This is a genomic window from Aquimarina sp. RZ0, from assembly GCF_008370685.1.
GTDB lineage: Bacteria > Bacteroidota > Bacteroidia > Flavobacteriales > Flavobacteriaceae > Aquimarina.
Genome location: NZ_VTZU01000008.1, coordinates 103421 through 123155, shown reverse-complemented (window position 1 = coordinate 123155; position 19735 = coordinate 103421). Strand labels below are relative to the sequence as shown.

Annotated in this window: 17 protein-coding genes and 1 pseudogene; 4 read left to right on the top strand and 14 right to left on the bottom strand. The window is 32.5% G+C overall.

Going from position 1 to position 19735, the window contains the following annotated elements:
* Positions 1-138: 138 nt before the first annotated feature.
* Positions 139-600 (bottom strand): hypothetical protein, encoded by a 462-nt coding sequence (locus tag F0000_RS05295; RefSeq protein WP_149623664.1) that lies wholly within the window; start codon positions 598-600, stop codon positions 139-141.
* Positions 601-851: 251 nt separating this feature from the next.
* Here F0000_RS05295 and tnpA point away from each other — a divergent pair.
* A pseudogene (gene tnpA, locus F0000_RS05290) lies at positions 852-1214 on the top strand (IS200/IS605 family transposase).
* 834 nt (positions 1215-2048) lie between these two features.
* On the opposite strand, the gene F0000_RS05285 reads toward tnpA, so the two are convergent.
* The 13 genes from F0000_RS05285 to F0000_RS05230 all read right to left on the bottom strand — a co-directional run bounded on the left by F0000_RS05285 (position 2049) and on the right by F0000_RS05230 (position 17102).
* Positions 2049-2885 carry a DUF4249 family protein gene (locus F0000_RS05285; protein WP_149623663.1) on the bottom strand — a complete coding sequence of 279 codons (837 nt, stop codon included), beginning with the start codon at positions 2883-2885 and terminating at the stop codon, positions 2049-2051.
* A 4-nt stretch (positions 2886-2889) separates the two neighbouring features.
* Positions 2890-5244, bottom strand: coding sequence for a TonB-dependent receptor (locus F0000_RS05280; RefSeq protein ID WP_149623675.1), 2355 nt, complete (start codon positions 5242-5244; stop codon positions 2890-2892).
* A gap of 140 nt (positions 5245-5384) precedes the next feature.
* Complete coding sequence (locus F0000_RS27615) at positions 5385-5552, bottom strand: hypothetical protein (protein WP_188112023.1); 168 nt, start codon at positions 5550-5552, stop codon at positions 5385-5387.
* Complete coding sequence (locus F0000_RS05275) at positions 5545-6219, bottom strand: hypothetical protein (protein ID WP_149623662.1); 675 nt, start codon at positions 6217-6219, stop codon at positions 5545-5547. Before F0000_RS05275 ends, F0000_RS27615 begins: the two co-directional genes overlap by 8 nt.
* A 95-nt stretch (positions 6220-6314) precedes the next feature.
* Positions 6315-7415, bottom strand: a complete 1101-nt coding sequence (locus F0000_RS05270; RefSeq protein ID WP_149623661.1) for a hypothetical protein — start codon at positions 7413-7415, stop codon at positions 6315-6317.
* The gene (locus F0000_RS05265) at positions 7396-7941 is read right to left on the bottom strand and encodes a hypothetical protein (RefSeq protein ID WP_149623660.1); all 546 of its coding nucleotides are present in this window, start codon (positions 7939-7941) and stop codon (positions 7396-7398) included. The genes F0000_RS05270 and F0000_RS05265 overlap by 20 nt, the downstream gene beginning before the upstream one ends.
* Position 7942: 1 nt before the next feature.
* The gene (locus tag F0000_RS05260) at positions 7943-8482 is read right to left on the bottom strand and encodes an RNA polymerase sigma factor (RefSeq protein ID WP_255452625.1); all 540 of its coding nucleotides are present in this window, start codon (positions 8480-8482) and stop codon (positions 7943-7945) included.
* A gap of 177 nt (positions 8483-8659) precedes the next feature.
* A complete protein-coding gene (locus F0000_RS05255; RefSeq protein WP_149623659.1) occupies positions 8660-10885 on the bottom strand; it encodes an NADP-dependent isocitrate dehydrogenase in 2226 nt (741 codons plus the stop codon).
* A gap of 969 nt (positions 10886-11854) precedes the next feature.
* Positions 11855-12205, bottom strand: a complete 351-nt coding sequence (gene rplS, locus F0000_RS05250; protein WP_149623658.1) for a 50S ribosomal protein L19 — start codon at positions 12203-12205, stop codon at positions 11855-11857.
* 141 nt (positions 12206-12346) lie between these two features.
* Positions 12347-13024 carry a tRNA (guanosine(37)-N1)-methyltransferase TrmD gene (trmD, locus tag F0000_RS05245; protein WP_149623657.1) on the bottom strand — a complete coding sequence of 226 codons (678 nt, stop codon included), beginning with the start codon at positions 13022-13024 and terminating at the stop codon, positions 12347-12349.
* A 71-nt stretch (positions 13025-13095) separates the two neighbouring features.
* On the bottom strand, positions 13096-13713 hold the full coding sequence (locus tag F0000_RS05240) for a tRNA (guanine-N1)-methyltransferase (protein WP_149623656.1): 618 nt from the start codon (positions 13711-13713) through the stop codon (positions 13096-13098).
* Positions 13714-14048: 335 nt separating this feature from the next.
* Positions 14049-15497, bottom strand: a complete 1449-nt coding sequence (locus F0000_RS05235) for a glyceraldehyde-3-phosphate dehydrogenase (protein ID WP_149623655.1) — start codon at positions 15495-15497, stop codon at positions 14049-14051.
* A 186-nt stretch (positions 15498-15683) separates the two neighbouring features.
* Positions 15684-17102 carry a trypsin-like peptidase domain-containing protein gene (locus F0000_RS05230; protein ID WP_149623654.1) on the bottom strand — a complete coding sequence of 473 codons (1419 nt, stop codon included), beginning with the start codon at positions 17100-17102 and terminating at the stop codon, positions 15684-15686.
* Positions 17103-17265: 163 nt separating this feature from the next.
* Between F0000_RS05230 and dapF the strand changes: the two genes are divergently transcribed.
* From dapF to mltG, 3 genes are read left to right on the top strand one after another with little or no spacing between them, the layout of a single operon-like run.
* On the top strand, positions 17266-18051 hold the full coding sequence (dapF, locus tag F0000_RS05225; protein WP_149623653.1) for a diaminopimelate epimerase: 786 nt from the start codon (positions 17266-17268) through the stop codon (positions 18049-18051).
* Positions 18045-18572, top strand: a complete 528-nt coding sequence (locus F0000_RS05220) for a GNAT family N-acetyltransferase (protein ID WP_149623652.1) — start codon at positions 18045-18047, stop codon at positions 18570-18572. Before dapF ends, F0000_RS05220 begins: the two co-directional genes overlap by 7 nt.
* Positions 18562-19605 carry an endolytic transglycosylase MltG gene (mltG, locus tag F0000_RS05215; protein ID WP_149623651.1) on the top strand — a complete coding sequence of 348 codons (1044 nt, stop codon included), beginning with the start codon at positions 18562-18564 and terminating at the stop codon, positions 19603-19605. Before F0000_RS05220 ends, mltG begins: the two co-directional genes overlap by 11 nt.
* Positions 19606-19735 lie beyond the last annotated feature (130 nt).

Below are 19735 nucleotides of genomic sequence, written 5' to 3'. Positions count from 1 at the left end.
TTTTGGGGTTTTAAAAGATTAGTAGTTCCTTGTTATGAAGGTGTTTATTATATTTCATTAGTCTTTCAATTTTCGATCTTATCCATCAGCTACTTGATTGTTTTTATATCAGTATAGATAAGGTTTAGGTGTTCTAAACTAAAGGGGGGGGGACACTCTTCTATAAAATATAAATAGCTTTTTATATGCTGTTTCATGAAAACCGTATAGAAACGTTATTGGCGCTTTAATTTTTGATATTTCTACTAATAGGTGATTTTTATTTCCTTTTTCGCGTATCGGATTACTTATTTTGTATTTTTTGATTGTTTTTTCTTGTGTATTATGAGTGTAAGAATTGTTACTCAAAAAAAAATGACCTTCTTTTTTTTCTATTCGTAATATGTTTAACATCTTAGAATCATGTTCTGTAGCATTTTTGAGAGTAAAGATGTCAATAAGTTTATGCGCTTTATCAGTCTTTATATAGTTCTGATTACCACAACAAGTTTGACTTTTTCTTTTTGTCCAGCGTGTATTTTCAACTTTTTTGAAATTTTTTTCGAATAATGCAAAAAAAGTGAGTAAAATAATTTCTAAATGATTGCATAATGTTTTCATAATATTTTAGTTGGTTTATATTAAAAACAGCTTAAGTCATATAAACCCTAACATCATTAAAAAAAAAATAAGTTTTTATCTGTCAATTGTACTTTTTAGTCAAGCTAATTTATTAAAGATAAAGCTGTTGGAATTGAGTGTAAATTTTTGATAATCAGTTAATTAATTTATAATCTAGTTAAAGGTTAAAAGAAAACCCTGCAATTTCATTGCAATTACTTTAGTTTCTATAAATGTTTTAATTTTGTCGAATGTCAAATTATCGTAAGAATTCACATTCAATAAGCAATTTAAGTTGTCATATCGTTTGGGCAGCGAAGTATCGAAATTGTATTTTGCAAGGAGATATTCGTTATCGTTGTCGTGATTGACTGATTCAGATATGTAATTCTGAGAATTTTCATATTTTGAGAGAAGTAGTGAGTAAAGACTATATTCAGATGCCTGTTGAATATCCACCTTCTTTGAGTATACGTGTGTTAGTTAAGAAACTAAAAGGTCGTTCTTCACGGGTACTACAATAGGGATTTCCTAAGTTAAAAAAACAATATTGAGGTCGTCACTTTTTGTCTATTGGCTATGGAACTTGGAGTATAGATAAGATGGTTCAGTAATATCTTGAGGACCATAAAGGGAAGCCCAACTCATACGATTTACGAATAAAAATTTCGCATCTAATGACATTCTTTTTCTACTATATTTTCTTCATAAAATGAAACAATAGCTATGGCTATTCTTTAATTTGATTCATCAATCTAGCGAAAAATCCTTGCCATTATTTTTACGAAATTCTCACCCGTAAATCGTATCATACCATTTCTACCCTAAAATTACCCACTAAAATTTGTTCTTTTCCCCTTATGCTTCAAAATAAAAATTAGCCATAGCTTGAGCTATGCTGAACTTTTCTTTTTTGCCTAAAGAAAAAACAACTGTATTTTATTTGGGTAATTTTAAATCAAAAATGGTATCATACGATTTGTGATTAAAAAATTCGTATAAATTCATTGAATTATTTTTTCTTTATGCAAGGCAAAAAAATCAAGCATAGCTATAGCTACGGTTTATTTTTTAAACGAAGTAGAAAGGAAAAAGAAACGATGAATATGCGAAATTTTTAGTTGTAAATCGTATCAGAGGAAGATAATTGGATATTAGAGTAATGTGAATAAAGAATTCCATTCTTTTGTTTAAAACTATGGATTTCAAATTCATAGCGGTTTATTTTTTTAATTCATTGTAACTAATCAATGTGCGTTTTTTAGGGTTTCACATCTAATTGTATGGTTATGAGTGTTGTAGAATTATATCCATTATTTTTTTACTTACAATTAAGAATACAATTAATAAAAATTTACTCGATAATCGAGATTTAAATGTTCCGAGGCTTGCCTCGAAATCAACATGTTTTTTTCAATAAATGCCTCGTGGGCTTGCCCAGAGGTAGTTTACTGTTCTTGAAAAGTAAAAAGGAAGCTGTATGTTTCAGAAAGATTAAAATAGCCGAGTGCATAATTATCAGGGTTTGTCGTGTTGATAATATTGCTACGGATTCTTACTGGGGGGGGCTGAAAAGGGTTTCCACCATCTTGTTCACTTTGTTCTATCAAAATAGTACTGTAATCAAAATATTGTCTGTCTATACCCAAAATTTTTATTTCAGCTTCTTTACCAGCGTTAATATCTCTGTCTTCATAAAAATAAGAAAAGTTGAAAGACTGTCCTTGATAAAATCGATCTTCACTGGTAAGAAATAGATTAAAATCAAAATCAAATAAATAATAATTGTTTATATCACCATCATCTGTAAAAAAGAGTTCGATTTCTATATCATCATCATCAAAAAGAGTTCCATCACCTTGTATAACAGCATCAATAGGAGAAGAAGGAGCAATCTGTGTTATTCCTTTGTACGTTTGATTATCATATATTACGGTTAGTTCATATTCATCTCCAAAATTAAAAGAATAACTCCCATTTGAAGGTCTATAAATTCCAGGTTCAAAAATTGATTCCCTAAAGGTAAGCACTAAATCCCGGCTGAGATTCGTAATGAATATGGTGGCATTACTTACAGTAGGTATATTTTCATCAAAAAAAGGTGCAGATAGCGTAAGTCTGATTTCGTCCTGGCTAAAATCAAGAAGGCCATCTTCGTCTTTAGAAAATTCAAAAGAAGCATCAATCACTAATCTGGGGTCTCCATTAGGGACATCTACGTCTATGACATCCTCACATCCTATAGCTGCGATGATAATCATACTATAATAAAGTAGTTTTTTCATCAAGTTAAAATTTAAAATTATAAGTCACAGCAGGTACGATTCCAAAAATTGAAGTTCGTACAGCCTCATTAGCCAGAGTTTCCGTATTTTGACTAAAACTAATGGAAGCAGCGTTTTTACGATTATATAGGTTGTAAATGCTAAATATCCATTCAGCTTGCCATTTTCTATTCTTATTTTTTCGTGGTGTCATCGTAGCAGAGATATCCATTCTATGAAATGTAGGCAATCGCTGTCCGTTTCTGTCACCATCAAATATAGGAACTACCAAACCCTGAAACTCAAATTGTCCCGTAGGAAAATTGGTAGGTTGCCCCGTTTGTAATACATAATTGGTGTTGAATGACCATTTATCATTTAATTCATAACTCCCATTAAAAGAGATGTCATGTGTTTTGTCAAAGGGGGTATTATACCATTTTCCATTATTAATACCTGTTTCTTCTGGGGTTCTCCCGGGTGTACGTTGTTCTGATTTTGATAATGTATATGCTAACCAACCAGTAAAATTCCCTTCATTTTTACGAATTAATAGTTCTAAACCATACGCTCTGGCTTCTCCATTTAGGATATCCTGCTCAATGGAATTATTGGCAATTAATTCTGCTCCATCAATATAATCAATTCTGTTTTTTATATCCTTATAAAAAATTTCTGTTTCTATAGAGTATGCATTGTTTTGAATATTTTTAAAATATCCAACGGCATATTGATTCAATAGTTGAGGTTTTACATATTTCCCGCTGGGAGCCCACACATCTAGTGGGGTAGGGGAGCTGGTATTAGATAATAGGTGTAGATATTGCGCTATTCTATTATAACTTGCTTTGATAGAAGTATTGTCATTAAAAGCATATGCCAGCGAAATTCGAGGTTCGAGATTAGCAAAATTTTCTATGGTACTGGCGCTACTGGTTCTCAGGGTATCTATAGGTTCTGCCGCCTGATATATCTCTAGTTCGCTATTAAAGAGCAGAGGATTATCATTTGCATAAAGATTAAGCGCATCTTGCCCTAATCTTGTAAAATTACTCAGTCGGAGACCATATTGTAATGTTAGTTTATCTGATATTCTATGCTCTGCATCTACATAGGCTCCAAATTCATTAGCAAATTTATTTGTTAGTTTATCTCGCCGTATTCCTGAATCAGATCTATTAGGCCTGATTTCACCTGGATTAAATCGATAGTATATGTTATTAATACCGTAGTTGAGCTGAAAATGATCACTGAGGTAATGCTTAAAATCATATTTGATATTAAAATTTCGAATCCCGGAATCCCATTTGAAACCTACAAAATCAAGTTCTAATCCGTAAAAATAATCAGAATATATTAAAGAAAGATTAGAAAATAATTTAGCAGAAAATAAATGATTCCATCTTAGATTGACAACCGTATTCCCATAAATATTTCTAAAACTTTCAGAAATACTGAATACATCTCTACCAAAATATCCTGATAAATAGATATTATTCTTTTCGTTGATTTTATAGTTTAATTTGGTATTAAGATCAAAAAAATACGCACTGTTATCATTGTCAAAAAGAGGTAGAAATAAGTGGGCATATGAGGCTCTTCCTCCCACCAAAAAAGCACCTCGGTCTTTTACAATAGGTCCTTCTGCTAATAATCGGCTGGCAACCGCCCCCAAACCTCCGCTTAGCCGAAATTTTTTACTATTTCCTTCTTTTTGGTAAATATCCAAAACCGAAGATACTCTTCCTCCATATTTTGCAGGAATCCCTCCTTTATATAATTTGATATCCTTAATCGCATCGGGGTTAAAAACCGAGAAAAACCCAAATAAATGCGAAGAATTAAAAATGGTAGCTTCATCCAGAAGGATTAAATTCTGATCTGCACTACCACCTCTTACATTAAAACCTGATGCGCCTTCACCACCGCTGGTAACTCCAGGTAGCAGAATAATAGATTTGATGACATCTGCTTCTCCAAGAACTACGGGTATTTTTTTTATAGTTCCGGCAGAAAGCTTATTGAGACTCATCTGTGGATTCTTGATGTTTACTTTTTCTACATTTTCTGTGATGATTACCTCTTCCAACATTTCTGAGGCTTCGGTTAGTTGAAAGTTTAACTTCAAATCTTTATTTAGATTGATTTCGTTAGAAATATCATTAAACCCCAGATAACTTACTAATAATTTATAGGTTCCTTTTGATAAGGTGATAGAATAAAAACCATATTCATTAGTAACAACACCTTTACCTATTTCCGGAAAGAGAACATTTACACCGATGAGTGTTTCATTACTGGATTGCTCGGATATGGTTCCACTAATTGTAAATTTCTCCTGACTGAATACTGTAGCCTGAATTAATAAAAAGAATATTATAGCTAAGTTAAAAGATGTATGTTTTTTCAAAAGAAAATATTTTGTCACTAAATATTAATATGGTAAATGTACAATAATAAAATAAGCTGCAAATTTAAGCATATATTGAAATTAAATAAGAAGTACATTACTTTTAAATATCAAGATGTTTTCCATCGAAAGTTAACAGGAAACCACTCTTCTTGATCAGAGCTGTCTATAATGAGTTCTGTATAGGTGTCGTTTTTTATATATACCTGATTGTCTTTAGAGAAAACATAGGCTACACTTAATTTTCTGAGTTTAGTTTTGTTTTGATTATTATTCATTTGGAATATTTTTTTTGTATCGATTTCTTCCTAAATTGAATACACCAACTTTTATGCCTAAATCTGCAGAAAATCCATTAATTCGATTAATTCCGTTAGGATGAATACTAAATTTACTGGAAAATCTATATTTCACACCTGCTTCTAGTTGTACATATCTTGATATATTAAACAATAAACTTATCCCTGGTTCGGTAACAAAGATGGTATCCCAATCATAATCATCCTCGTTAAAATCTTCATTGGTCTCTTCAAATTTACCATCTATATACCCAACGAATCCAGCTCCAATCAATAATGGAAAAGAAAGGTTTATTCTTGATTTGCTAAATAGTATTGGTTCTACATGAAAACCTGTATAACCTCCCACCAGATCTTCATTATTAGAGGCTGATATTCCTGGTAAATTTTGCTGAGAGTAAAATCCTTTAATAGCAAAACCTGCCTCTATTTGTCTATTTGCTACATAGGCTAATTTTAAACCAACTAAGCCTGTCTCTTCTCCATCAATTTCTCCAGTACCAAGATTAAACCCCAGATAGACACCATGTACTATATTTTTTCGATCATTAAATTCTATATAATTATCATTTTTAGATTCTTGAGCATTTATCTGATATGCAATAAGTATTATAAAGATTAATACGGTTTTTTTTAGATGTTTCATGATTGTTGATTTGTTAGATTTACTATCATTGACAGGTACTTTTAATAATAGTTGTTTTTTGATTGTATTTTTAAAATTTTAAGATTTTTGACAGGTTATAATTCTTTGATAAGAATGACGCCTTTTTTTCCTGTGATTTGAATTTTTCCTTTTTTTCCACTGCCATAGGAGGCGGTTACATCTCTTAATTTACTTCTATTATCAATAATGGTTGTTTTAATATTAGTAAAGGATTTCGGTATTCTTAATAAACCCTCTTGCAGATAGGCATTAAAATCAAAGCTAAGATTTGAGATATTAATATTTAATTCTGAAGATTTTTGTTTTATCGTAATATTAGCATCTGGTTTTATAATCTTATTTATTACAAGATCGGCAACATCCATCCTTAAGTTGATATCTTCTTTCACTTGCTTAAGTCTCATATTAGAAAAACTGAGTTCACCTTGAATTCTTTCCAGGTTTCCAATAGTGACTTTATCTTTACTGGAATAAATTTCAAGATTAATTGCTTCATTGATATTGATAGTCGATCCATTACTCATAATGCTTAAATCTTTTGATTCTTCAATCTCTAATTCACTGTTTTTTAATTTGATATTTGCATAGGAAATTTCTTTAGATTGTAGTTTGCCAAACTTTATTTCTATAGTGGCTTTATTTAGGTTATTATTAATCCACATATCACCATGTTGTAAATTAACTTTTAGTTTCCCGTTCCAATCATTAATGATAATATCTCCAAATTTATTAATTACCTGTACATCTGCATTTGTAGGGAGGTGAATGGTATAATCAATCTGAACGCTTCCTCTATCAACATCAAAAGGATTGGCTTTGTTGATCATACGAGAGAAAAAACCGTTATTTTTTTCTTCGATATTCGAAAAAATATTTATAAAATCAGGAGAAGAAGTTATAGAAGGTTTTATTCTGGCCAGGAGCTCTTTTGCATCTTCTTCATTTTTTTTGGTGGCCATAATATCTACAGTTATCTGTATCTTATTTTGATTCCATCCATTTACTACAATATTCCCATATTTATTTTCTACCTGTAATTCTCCTGAATTGGTAAAATCATAGAGTTTGTGAATGGTTCTGGATACGTCTTGTTGCGCCTGAAGGCTATTCATCACTAGTAATGGTAGTAATGGTAGTAATGAGAACAGGAGTTTTTTATAGAATATATCCTTCATGATCATTCGCTTTTTTTGGGAGATTAATTTGTTCTAATAGATTTTCTATTAACTCTATTCTTTTTTTGTAGTTTTTTATAATAGCTTCTAGTATGTATTCATTATTAAGATTCTCTTTCATCTCTTCTTTTAAAAGGAGATATTCATCATCCAGTTCTTCCATAAATGATAAAAATTCTTTTTTGTCTTCTGGTTGTAATTTGGTGCTCTTTTTTACCAGTTGTACTTGAAATGAAACTAATCCTTTATAATAGGTATCGATATCGTTTAGTTCTTGGCTTACCAGATCATTTTGATTGCTGGAATTAATTCCTGAAAAAACAGATGGATTTGCAAGAGAGAATATGCCTACTATTATTAAAATACCGGCTGCTACTTTGAATACCGGAGATTGCCAGAGCCTTCTTGTTTTTATTCCTGGAGGATTCAATTTGGATTCAATGCCTTTCCATAGTTTTGCACTATCCACTTTATGTTCATCAAACTGTTGTTTGTTATCTTTTATATATTTTTCAAAACTATCCATACTATAGTGTGTTAATAATCTGAATTAACTTTTTCTTTGCTCTGTGATATTGTGATTTAGAAGTAGAGCCAGAGATGCTGAGTATTTCAGAAATTTCTACGTGATCATATCCTTCTATCAGATATAGGTTTATGATTTGCTTATATCCGTGAGGTAACATTTTAATAGCTGCCCTTATTTTATGAATATCCATATTCTCAATTGGTTCGTTTATATCTTCACAGATATAATACTCGTGATTTTCTAATGGCGCAAGCGCTATCTTTTTTAATTTCAAATGATTAATACTTTTATTAATTACGATCCTTTTTAACCAAGACCCAAAAGTGCATTCATATCTAAATGATTGCAAATTTTTAAAAGCTGTTATAAAACTATCCTGTACAATATCCTCGGCATCTTCTTTGATTCCTAACATTCTCATGCTTACATTATACATGGCATTCACATAAAGCTCATATAATTGATACTGAGAGTTTCTGTCTCCTGACTTGCTTTTTTCTACAAGTTCTTTATGCGTATGCAGGATGTTGGTTTCCAATGATTGGTGTAAGTTTCTTTAAAGTTACTTTTTCTTTCCTGTTTATTACTATTGACAATTCAAAAAGTAGAGGGTTGCATCCGGCGAATATATTTTCTTTATTTTTTGAGTTTAAAGCATAAAAAAAAGCCTGTAGATCGATGTTTACAGGCTTTTTTATTGTAAAAGTAATTTGTTTTATGATATAATCTTATTAAATGTGTCACTAGGGCGCATTGCATTCGCAACTTTAACTGTATCAGGCCAGTAATAGCCATCCATTTCTACAGGGCTACCTTGTGCATTATTTAATTCGTCAATTATTTTAGATTCATTATCACTTAATTGTTTAGCAATGGCACTAAACTCTTCTTTGAGCTCATTGTTTTTGGTTTGTTCTGCAAGTTCTTGGGCCCAATATAAAGCAAGATAAAAATGACTTCCTCTATTGTCTAACTCATTTACCTTTCTGGAAGGAGATTTTTTATTTTCTAAAAACTTTTCGGTTGCTTTATCTAGTGCTTCGGCAATTACTAAGGCCTTAGAATTATTATTAGTTTCTCCCAGATGCTCCAGTGATACGGCAAGTGCTAGAAACTCACCAAGAGAATCCCATCTTAGATGTCCTTCTTTATTAAATTGTTGCACGTGCTTGGGAGCAGATCCACCAGCTCCGGTTTCGAACAAACCACCACCATTCATTAATGGTACAATGGAGAGCATTTTTGCACTGGTTCCAAGTTCTAGAATAGGGAAGAGGTCTGTATTATAATCACGTAGTACATTTCCGGTTACAGAAATAGTATCCTTACCATCTTTTATTCTTTCTAATGAGAAACGTGTGGCATCTACAGGAGACATGATTTGAATATCTAAATCATCGGTATCGTGCTCAGGCAAGTATATTTCTACTTTTTTGATCAACTCAGCATCGTGTGCTCTGTTTTTGTCTAACCAAAATATAGTAGGTGTTTTTGTGGCTCTTGCTCTGTTTACGGCAAGTTTTACCCAATCTTTTACAGGAGCATCTTTTGTCTGGCACATGCGCCAGATATCTCCTTCTTCTACTCTATGTTCTATCAAGATTGTTCCAGATGTATTTACTACACGAACTACTCCATCTGTTTTGATTTCAAAGGTCTTATCGTGAGATCCATATTCTTCAGCCTTTTTTGCCATTAATCCAACATTAGGAACTGTTCCCATCGTTGTGGGGTCAAAAGCTCCGTGTTTTTTACAAAAATCAATGGTCTCCTGATATATTCCTGCATAACTGCTATCGGGTATGATCGCTTTGGTGTCTTGCGGGTTTCCGTCTACATCCCACATTTGACCGGCATTACGAATCATAGCTGGCATGGAGGCATCTATAATAACATCACTTGGTACGTGTAAATTGGTAATACCTTCACTAGAATTAACCATTGCCAGTTTAGGACCGTTTTTATAACAAGCTTGTATGTCGGCTTCTATTTCTGCTCTTTTGGAGGCGTCAGATATTCTATCCAATTTATTTGCAAGATCACCAAAACCATTATTGATTTCTACACCTATTTCTTCGAGAAGATCTCTATGCTTTTCAAACACATCTTTGAAGAATACTTCTACCGCATGGCCAAAAATAATGGGGTCAGATACCTTCATCATAGTTGCTTTCATGTGTAAAGAAAGGAGTACTTCTTTTTCTTTGGTATCTGCAATTTGTTCTTCGAGAAAAGCAATAAGTGCTTTCTTACTCATAACAGTAGCGTCGATTATTTCGCCTTCAAGAAGAGGAGTTTTTTCTTTTAAAACGGAAATATTACCTTGGTTATCTTCTAATTCTATTCTTACATCATCTGCATTGGTAACAGTAACTGATTTTTCGTTAGCTCTAAAATCACCACCATTCATAGTTGCTACGTGGGTTTTAGAATCATTATTCCATACACCCATAGAATGAGGGTTTTTTCTGGCATATTGTTTTACAGGTTTAGGAGCTCTACGATCAGAGTTGCCCTCTCTAAGTACTGGATTTACAGCACTACCTTTTATTTTATCAAATCGATTTTTTATTTCTTTTTCAGATTCATTTTCAGGTTCTTCCGGGTAATTAGGGATATCAAAGCCTTGTGATTGTAGTTCTGCAATAGCAGCTTTTAACTGAGGAACTGATGCACTAATATTAGGAAGTTTAATAATATTTGCTTCAGGTTTTTGAGCAAGTTCACCTAGTTCTTTTAGAGTATCTGCCTGTTTTTGTGTGTCCGTAAGGTTTTCTGGGAATACAGAAAGGATTCTTGCCGCCAGGGATATGTCTTTAGTTTCTATAATTATATCAGCAGTCTTGGTAAATCTTTCAACAATAGGTAAGAAAGAAAACGTTGCTAATGCAGGCGCTTCATCAGTTCTAGTGTAAACAATTTTTGAGGTTTTAATTCCCATATTTTTTAGTTTTTGATAAGGTGATCCGTACCCGAAAGTTTATAATACCTTATAATTATATTATTTCTTAAGGAAACATTAGTCGTTTAACTTTTCTTGGACAAACAATATTTATCCTCTTTTTTGTCTTGAGGAGCACTATGTGCTTTCTGCGATATTATTTGAAGTTAATTTTCCGAGCGCGAAGATACAAATATAGGCAAGTAAATGCAACCTGTGCATTGTTAGTTTTGTGATTAGTATCAATGAATTGAAAATCTTTAAAAAAGATAGGGTGTAAAAAGAGATAGTAGCAAAATTTTGATATCTTATTAAGAATATCTCTTAAAAAATTAAAAGCCATATCAGAATACGAATACTTTGATATGGCTTTTGTTCAGAAATAAAATTAAGTCAGCTGTTTTACCCGCCATAAAATAATAACTTTCGTTAGATTATACCATAAATAATTATTTCTGTTTCGGGTAGGTATGGATTTGTCAAATAATAATTTGTATAATCTAGTATTACCCAAAAAGACTATTGAGAGTTCTTTTCTAAAGTACTTGCGTAGATTTAGTTTTTATCTCTAGATAGCCTGATACCTCCTTAAAATTAACAAGGTGTCAAAACTTAATTTTTTCCCTTGAATTTCATTTTGAAATTATTTTAAAACTTTATCAGGTTTAAAGTGATTTCAATGATGTATTCAAAAAAATAACTTTCATTTTATATTTATCCTAATTTTAAGATGGTTTATGTATGTGTTCAAAGAACATATAAGAAAAATTATATAATCAGAATTCCTTGTGTCATTCATGAAATCTTATATATTTTTCTATTCTAAATATACTAAAAATTGCTTAGTTGATTTTAGTAACGAGTATGTTTAATTATCAACCGGTTATCAACCACAGATGTTAACTTTTGTTCATAAAAAAACGGCTATCAAAAGACGCCGTTTTCTTATATATTATAGTTAATGGAGAATTAGCTTCTTTTCTCCTTGATACGAGCTTTTTTACCTGTAAGTTCTCTGAAGTAGAATATACGTGCTCTACGAACTTTTCCTCTTTTGTTTACTTCAATTTTCTGAAGTGCAGGTAGGTTTACCGGGAAAATTCGTTCCACACCAACAGTTCCTGACATTTTTCTTATGGTAAATGTTTCACTAGATCCAGAACCTCTTCGTTGGATTACTACTCCTCTAAAGAACTGTGTACGTGTTTTAGCTCCTTCTTTAATTTCATAATAAACAGTGATCGTGTCACCGGCTGCGAATTCAGGGAATTCTTTTTTTGTAACAAATTCGTTTTGTACGAATTTTACTAAATCTTCCATTTTGAGATAGTTTACTTGTTTTTATTAAAATAACATTCACGATTCTCGCCAGAGGTTATTCTAATCAGGGTGCAAAAGTAAGTATTATTTAGTAATTTACAAGTGTTTTTTATATTTCTTTCGGTGTTGATTCTTAAGGGGTTAATCATCTAAGAGATCTGGCCTTCTTTCTTTGGTTCGTTCATATGCTTTTTCTTCTCTCCAAGCTTCGATTTTTGGAAAATTACCAGATGTTAATACCTCAGGAACTTTCCACCCTTTGTATTCTGCAGGTCTGGTGTAAATAGGAGGAGCTAAAAGATTGTCCTGGAAAGAATCGGTTAAGGCAGAAGTTTCATTGCCTAATACGCCTGGGATTAACCTAATGATCGCGTCGCATAAAATTAGAGCTCCTAATTCTCCGCCTGATAACACATAATCACCAATAGATATTTCTTTAGTAATAAAATGATCCCTGACACGCTGATCGACTCCTTTATAGTGACCACAAAGGATTATTAAATTCCCTTGTAAAGATAGTTGATTCGCAGTCCCTTGATTTAATGTCTCTCCATCTGGAGTCATATAGATAACTTCATCATATGTTCTTTCTGATTGCAACTTAGAGATACATTTATCAATAGGTGCTATCATCATTACCATGCCTGCTCCTCCGCCAAATTGATAGTCATCTACAGTTTTGTAATTATCAGTAGTGTAGTCTCTTAGGTTGTGGAAATGTACGTCGACTAATCCTTTTTCTATAGATCTTTTCATTATAGAGGCTTCAAAAGGACTTTTTAAGATATCAGGTACAACGGTAATTATGTCTATTCGCATCTTTTTGTATTGAGAGCTGCAAAGATGCAAAAGAAACTAATTATATACTATGTTTTAGTAGGATTGGTGATTTATTTTGCTCCGGCTTTACGTTGTTTGTTGATCTCATCCTGAAGTTTACGCATTACTTTTTGTTCTCTCTCTAGCGCTCTGCGTCTATGATCTTCGAATTCTGCTTCTGTCTCTGCTAAAACTTTTTTTGCTTCTATGGTAATAGAATTACTGTTTTTAAATTTGAAAACGAAAAAAGCTAAAAATGCCAAAAGACCTCCTACAATACTCCACATCATAGTTTTGTAACTACCTTTGGTCAACGATATCCCCAGAAAACTCATTGTATCCTTTTCTTCTGTAACAGCAGAGAGGCTTTCATTTGTCTTAGCGAGATTTCCTTCTAAATTAGAAATGGTAGTTTGTTGTTCTGTTATTTTTTGATTAGAAGTGTTTAGCTTTGATTCTAATGTTTTTATTGAATCAACGGTATTTTTTTTTAATTTATCTAACCAAGTTCTTTTTACGACCTTATATTCCTGGTATTTTCCAGATTTTTTGATAACAACATCAAATTGTGTTTCGATATTTTTTTGTAGCAGAACCTGTTCAGTTGTAAGAGTTTCTTCTTGTGCCTGTATTGTTTCAAAGATAGGGAAGAGTGCTATTAGTACTAATAGATACTTTGGTAATTTCATGTGCGAATTTTAAATGTTTCTAATGCTCAAAAGAAAACTTATACTATTTAATAATTTTTATTAATCAAAACCTTAAACGTATTTTAAATTTACGTTAGTCTTTAATTAACTCTAACGATAATAAATATACGATATTGTGAGTAATTTAAAAGTTTTAGGAAGTGCAGATTAAAGAAAATAACAAAAGTGTTAGGCCTAGCAAATACTTTTGTTATTTTTTTTATCATTGTAATGAATGAGCTTTTTTTGTAAATCGTATACATCAAAAGCTGTTAGCCTATTAGAACAACAGCTTTTGATAGTGAATTTGTAGCTACATTGGATGTTTGTGATTTCTAATAATATGTATAACGTCTTACTTTGGCTATATATTTAGATAAACGTATTACCTGATGACTATATCCATATTCATTGTCATACCATACATATAGTATAGCATTTTTGCCTTTGGTGTCTACAATTGTGGCATTACTATCATAAATTGATGGTGCTGAAGAACCAATAATGTCGCTGGAAACTAATTCATTATCAAGGGAGTATTTTATTTGCTCGACCAGGTTTCCTTCTAATGCATATTTTTTAATGACAGCATTTATACTGCCTTTGGATACTTTTTTATCTAGTTTGAGGTTCAAAATAGCTAAAGATCCATTGGGTACAGGTACTCTGATAGCGTTAGAAGTTAATTTGCCTTCAAAATTGGGTAAAGCTTTGGATACTGCTTTTCCTGCCCCCGTTTCTGTAATGACCATATTTAGTGCTGCAGCCCGACCCCTGCGATATTTACTGTGCATATTGTCGACCAAATTTTGATCATTAGTGTATGCGTGTATCGTTTCTAAGTGTCCGTGTATTACCCCAAAACTTTCGTCTACCGCTTGTAAAATAGGTGTAATTGCATTAGTCGTGCAAGAGGCGGTAGAAAAAATATTGATGCTGTCGGGAGAATGTTCTTTATGGTTTACTCCATGTACAATGTTAGGAATTCCTTTCCCGGGAGCAGTTAGTAAAACTTTGTCAATTCCTTTTGCGATTAAATGTCTGCTTAATGCTTCTTTGTCTCTATAAACGCCTGTGTTGTCAATTAGCAATGCATTGTTAATACCATAAGATGTGTAGTCAATATCTTCTGGATTGTTAGTGCTGATAATTTTTACAGTAGTACCATTTATAATTAGCGCACTATTTGCAATATCAACTTCGACCAGACCAGCAAAATCGCCGTGTACAGAATCATTTCTAAGTAAGGAAGCTCTTTTTTCTAAAACTTCCTCGGTAATAGAACCTCTGGTTACAATAGCTCGTAATCTTAATTGGCTTCCTTTGCCCGTAATAGTCATTAATTCTCGTGCAACCAAACGACCAATACGCCCAAAACCAAATAAAACGACATCTTTTGGTGATATGTTTTTAAATTCTTTGGCGTCCTTCAATTTTGTCATTACAAAACTGGTTGCAGAATCAAACTCATTACCTGCAATATGATACTCATAAGTAAGTTTGCCAATATCTAATTTGGCAGGAGGTAGATTCATTAATTTAATTGCCTGAGCAATTTCTACCGAGTCAAAAATAGAAATTGGTTTCTGAACGAACTCACCAGCATATTCGTGCAGATTAAGGATTTCGCTTACATTCTTGTCAATTAACTGATTGCGGAAAAGTACTAACTCAATGGAGTTGTCATACCATAAATCACTTACTATTTTAATAAAAGCCACGGTAGCGCGACGTCTGTCTGCCTGGAAGGCAAGTTCTTTTTCATAAACTTCGTTAGAACTCATAGTGTATTTTTTTTGCTCGATAATCGAGATTTAAATGCTGCGAGGCTTGCCTCGAGGTGTTTTATAATCTTGAAATTTCGCGCAAAAATATAAATTTCAAACGTTTTCGTAAAGTCTTTTTATATAAAAAAATCCCATTACCAAATTAAAGGTAATGGGATTATCTGTTTATAATGTGTTCTTTATCTAATTCTGAAAAACAAATTCACGTTTTTCACCATCGCTATTAATAAGACTGATGGTTATATCATCTTCCGGAAACTTACTTTCTATAATTTGTTTTACTTCTAGTACGTTTTTTACCTTTTTACCATCAATTTCACTAATAATTAAACCTTCCAGGTTATATCGTTGCATTTTAGGGCTTAGTGCTTTACTAATGATAACACCATGATCCAGATTGAATTTTTCTAGATATTCTTTATTTGGATTAGCTACTTCTACACCAACATCTTCAATTTTATATCGCTGAATTATATATTTAGATAATTTTACGGGTAGGTTTAGTTCATCATTTTTTCTTATAACCTTAACGTTGATTATATCATTAGGGCTTTTGCTATTAACATACCCGGTTAGATCAGAAAATTTACGTATTGGTAATCCATCTATTTCTCTGATAACATCTCCTTTTTTAAGGCCAGCTTTTTTTGCGCCACTATCTTCTTCTACATCTGCAATTAGAACTCCCTGAGAAACAGAAATACCAAATTCTTCCATAGCTTGCGGGTTTATAGTTCCACCTCGTATTCCTAAAATTCCTCTTTGTACATCTCCAAATTCCAGAATATCTTCTACAATTTTGCGAGCATTATTAGATGGAACAGCAAAGGCATATCCTACATAGCTTCCTGTTTGTGATGTAATTGCTGTGTTGATACCAATCAATTCTCCTTTTGTGTTTACCAAAGCACCACCACTATTTCCTGGATTGATTGCAGCATCTGTTTGTATAAAAGATTGAATATCTTCATCATATTCATTGAGGTCTCTTGATTTGGCACTAATAATACCGGCAGTTACTGTAGAAGTTAGATTAAAAGGGTTCCCAACAGCTAATACCCACTCTCCGATTTTAGCAGAATTAGAATCCCCAAAAGGTATATATGACAACTTTTTATCCGTGTTAATCTTAAGTAATGCTATGTCGTATTGCTTTGCAGTACCTACGATTTCAGCTTTGTATGATTTGTTGTCATTTAGAGTGACCTCCAGATCAGTAGCTCCATCAATTACGTGATTATTTGTTACAATATAACCATCCTCAGTAATAATTACTCCCGATCCAGCTCCCTGAATTCTTCTTTCGGTAGAACCGCCATTTCTAAAAAACTCCATAAGATTCCTTGGAGTTTTGGTAATTCCATACTGTTTTACGTGGACTACAGCATTTACGGTTTTTTCTGCGGCCACTGTAAAATCTACATTCGTGTTTGCAGTATTCAAATTTGTTGATGAGTATGTGGCTGGTATAAGACTTGCTTCTGGTTTTGTATTATTTTGAGTGATAACAACAGGATCAGGTTCCAAAAATAATTTGTACGCTCCTAATGTTAATCCTCCAGCTAGAATAGCAATAACCAATAAGTTCAAAAATCTTTTCATCTTCTTTTCTTTTTGTTTAATTATAATAGTTCTCTATAATAGACTCTCTATAACTTTTAAAATTACAATTATAGTATGTTTTTTTCACATATTTAACGTGCTGTTAACAGCAGTATTATTTTTACATTCTTTGTACCTTTGTTGCCTTAATAGATTAAATGTAATGAACCTTACTTTTTATAAATACCAAGGAACAGGTAATGATTTTGTTATTATTGATAACAGACAATCCATCGTATCCAAAAATAATACCAAACTATTTGCACGACTTTGTGACAGAAAATTTGGGATAGGGGCAGATGGTTTGATGCTGTTAGAACTTCCTCAGAATACAGAAGATGATTTTACAATGGTGTATTTTAATGCAGATGGTAATGAAAGTTCTATGTGTGGTAATGGCGGCAGGTGTTTGGTAGCTTTTGCTGCTTTTCTTGAGATAATAAAGGATAAAGCAACTTTTACTGCGATTGATGGAAAGCATAAAGCCGAAATTAAAGAGGGGCTTGTTCATTTGCAGATGCAAGATATCACTTCTATACAAAAATATGATTCTCATTTATTTTTAGATACAGGCTCTCCACATCATGTCACCATGGTTCAGGATATAGAAAAATATGATGTTGCTACTATAGGGCGTAAAATTAGAAATGGTGCTCCATATTTTGAAACCGGAAGTAATGTTAATTTTGTAGAACAGCAAGAGAATAATGTCTTTGCTGTGAGGACTTATGAGAGAGGTGTTGAGGATGAAACTTTATCTTGCGGAACCGGAGTAACGGCTGTTGCGTTGTCAATGCACGCCACAAAAAAAACAGCAGAAGAAGAAGTGGTTATAAAAACTCCAGGAGGGGAATTGAAAGTGACTTTTCGAGAAACCGTTGGGGGATATAAAGATGTTTTTCTTATTGGTCCGGCAGCTTTAGTTTTTAAAGGAAGTATTGAATGTTAACACTAAAAGGCGAGCATATTTATTTACGGGCACTCGAGCCAGAAGATCTAGATTTTATTTACCTAATAGAAAATGATGAACGAATCTGGGAAATGAGTACGACTCAAACTCCCTATTCCAGATTTTTGATCAAACAATATTTAGAAAATGCACATCAGGATATCTATGAGGCTAAACAATTGAGATTAATGATTTGTACTAATGATCATAGGTGTTTAGGTCTTATTGATTTATTTGATTTTAATCCCACTCATCACAGGGCAGGAGTAGGTATACTTATTGTCGAAGAGTCGCATCGAAGAAAAGGGTATGGTAGAGAAGCTCTGGGGCTTGTGCTAAAATATGGTAAGACTCACCTTCGTCTCCATCAATTATATGCCAATGTTGTAGACGATAATATAGCTAGTATAAAATTGTTTGAAGGTGCGGGTTTTCAGAAAATAGGAGTAAAAAAAGAATGGAATCTTGTGGGGAATGAGTATAAAGATGAATTTTTATATCAATTAATATATGTACATTAAAAGAATATTATTGTTAATTGCCTTATTAGGATTAGTAGGTGGAGGGTTGTTTGCATATTATGTGTATCAGACTGTTTTCTCTCCTAACACTAATTTTGATTCAGAAAGTACGGTTCTTATTATTCCTACAGGAACCACATATCCAAAATTAAAAACATTGATACATCCCCTGTTAAAAGATCCTTTTGGTTTTGATAAGATTGCGGATAAGAAAGGGTATATAAAAAATATCAAAGCAGGTCGTTATATATTAAAACAAGGATTAAATAATAATGAGATTATAGGAGTGCTGAGAAGTAAAAATACTCCAATTCAATTAAGTTTTAATAATCAGGATAGATTAGAGGATTTGGCCGGTAGAATTTCGAAACAAATAGAAGCTGATAGCATCTCATTAATCAAAGTTTTTAAAGATGAAACTTTTGTAAAGGAAAATGAATTTACAGAGGATACTGCATTGGCAATGTATATTCCGAATAAATATGAGTTTTTTTGGAATACATCAGCAGTACAATTTAGGGAGAGAATGCTTAAGGAGTATAATCGATTCTGGAACAAAGTAAGAAGAGCGAAAGCAAAAGAAATAGGGTTATCTCCTACTGAGGTAGTGGTTGTGGCTTCCATTGTACAGAAAGAGACGGCCAAGGTTGATGAACGCCCCAGAGTAGCTGGTGTATATCTGAATCGTTATAACAATGGCTGGAGATTAGATGCAGATCCTACTGTAATTTATGCTATAAAAAAGCATAGAGGTGATTGGGAGGCTGTTATTAAGCGGGTATTGTATAAAGATTTAGAGCTTGATAGTCCGTATAATACCTATAAATATGGAGGCTTACCTCCAGGACCAATTGCAATGCCTGATATTTCTTCAATTGATGCTGTTCTTAATTATGAAAAGCATGAGTATTACTTTTTTGTAGCCAATGTAGAGAATTTTGGTTATCACAAATTTGCAAAAACTATTGCGCAGCATAATCGAAATAAAAAACAATATGTAAATTGGATCAATAAACAAGGTGTGAAACGATAGTTTTTTGTAGGAAAAAAATGTTTTTTTTAACGTCTAATAGATCTTTTTTTTTAAAGTTATTAACAAAATAAAAAATGTTTTTGTGAGTTAGGAATGTTTTTAGGGGAGTAAAAAAAAATCAGAAAGTAAG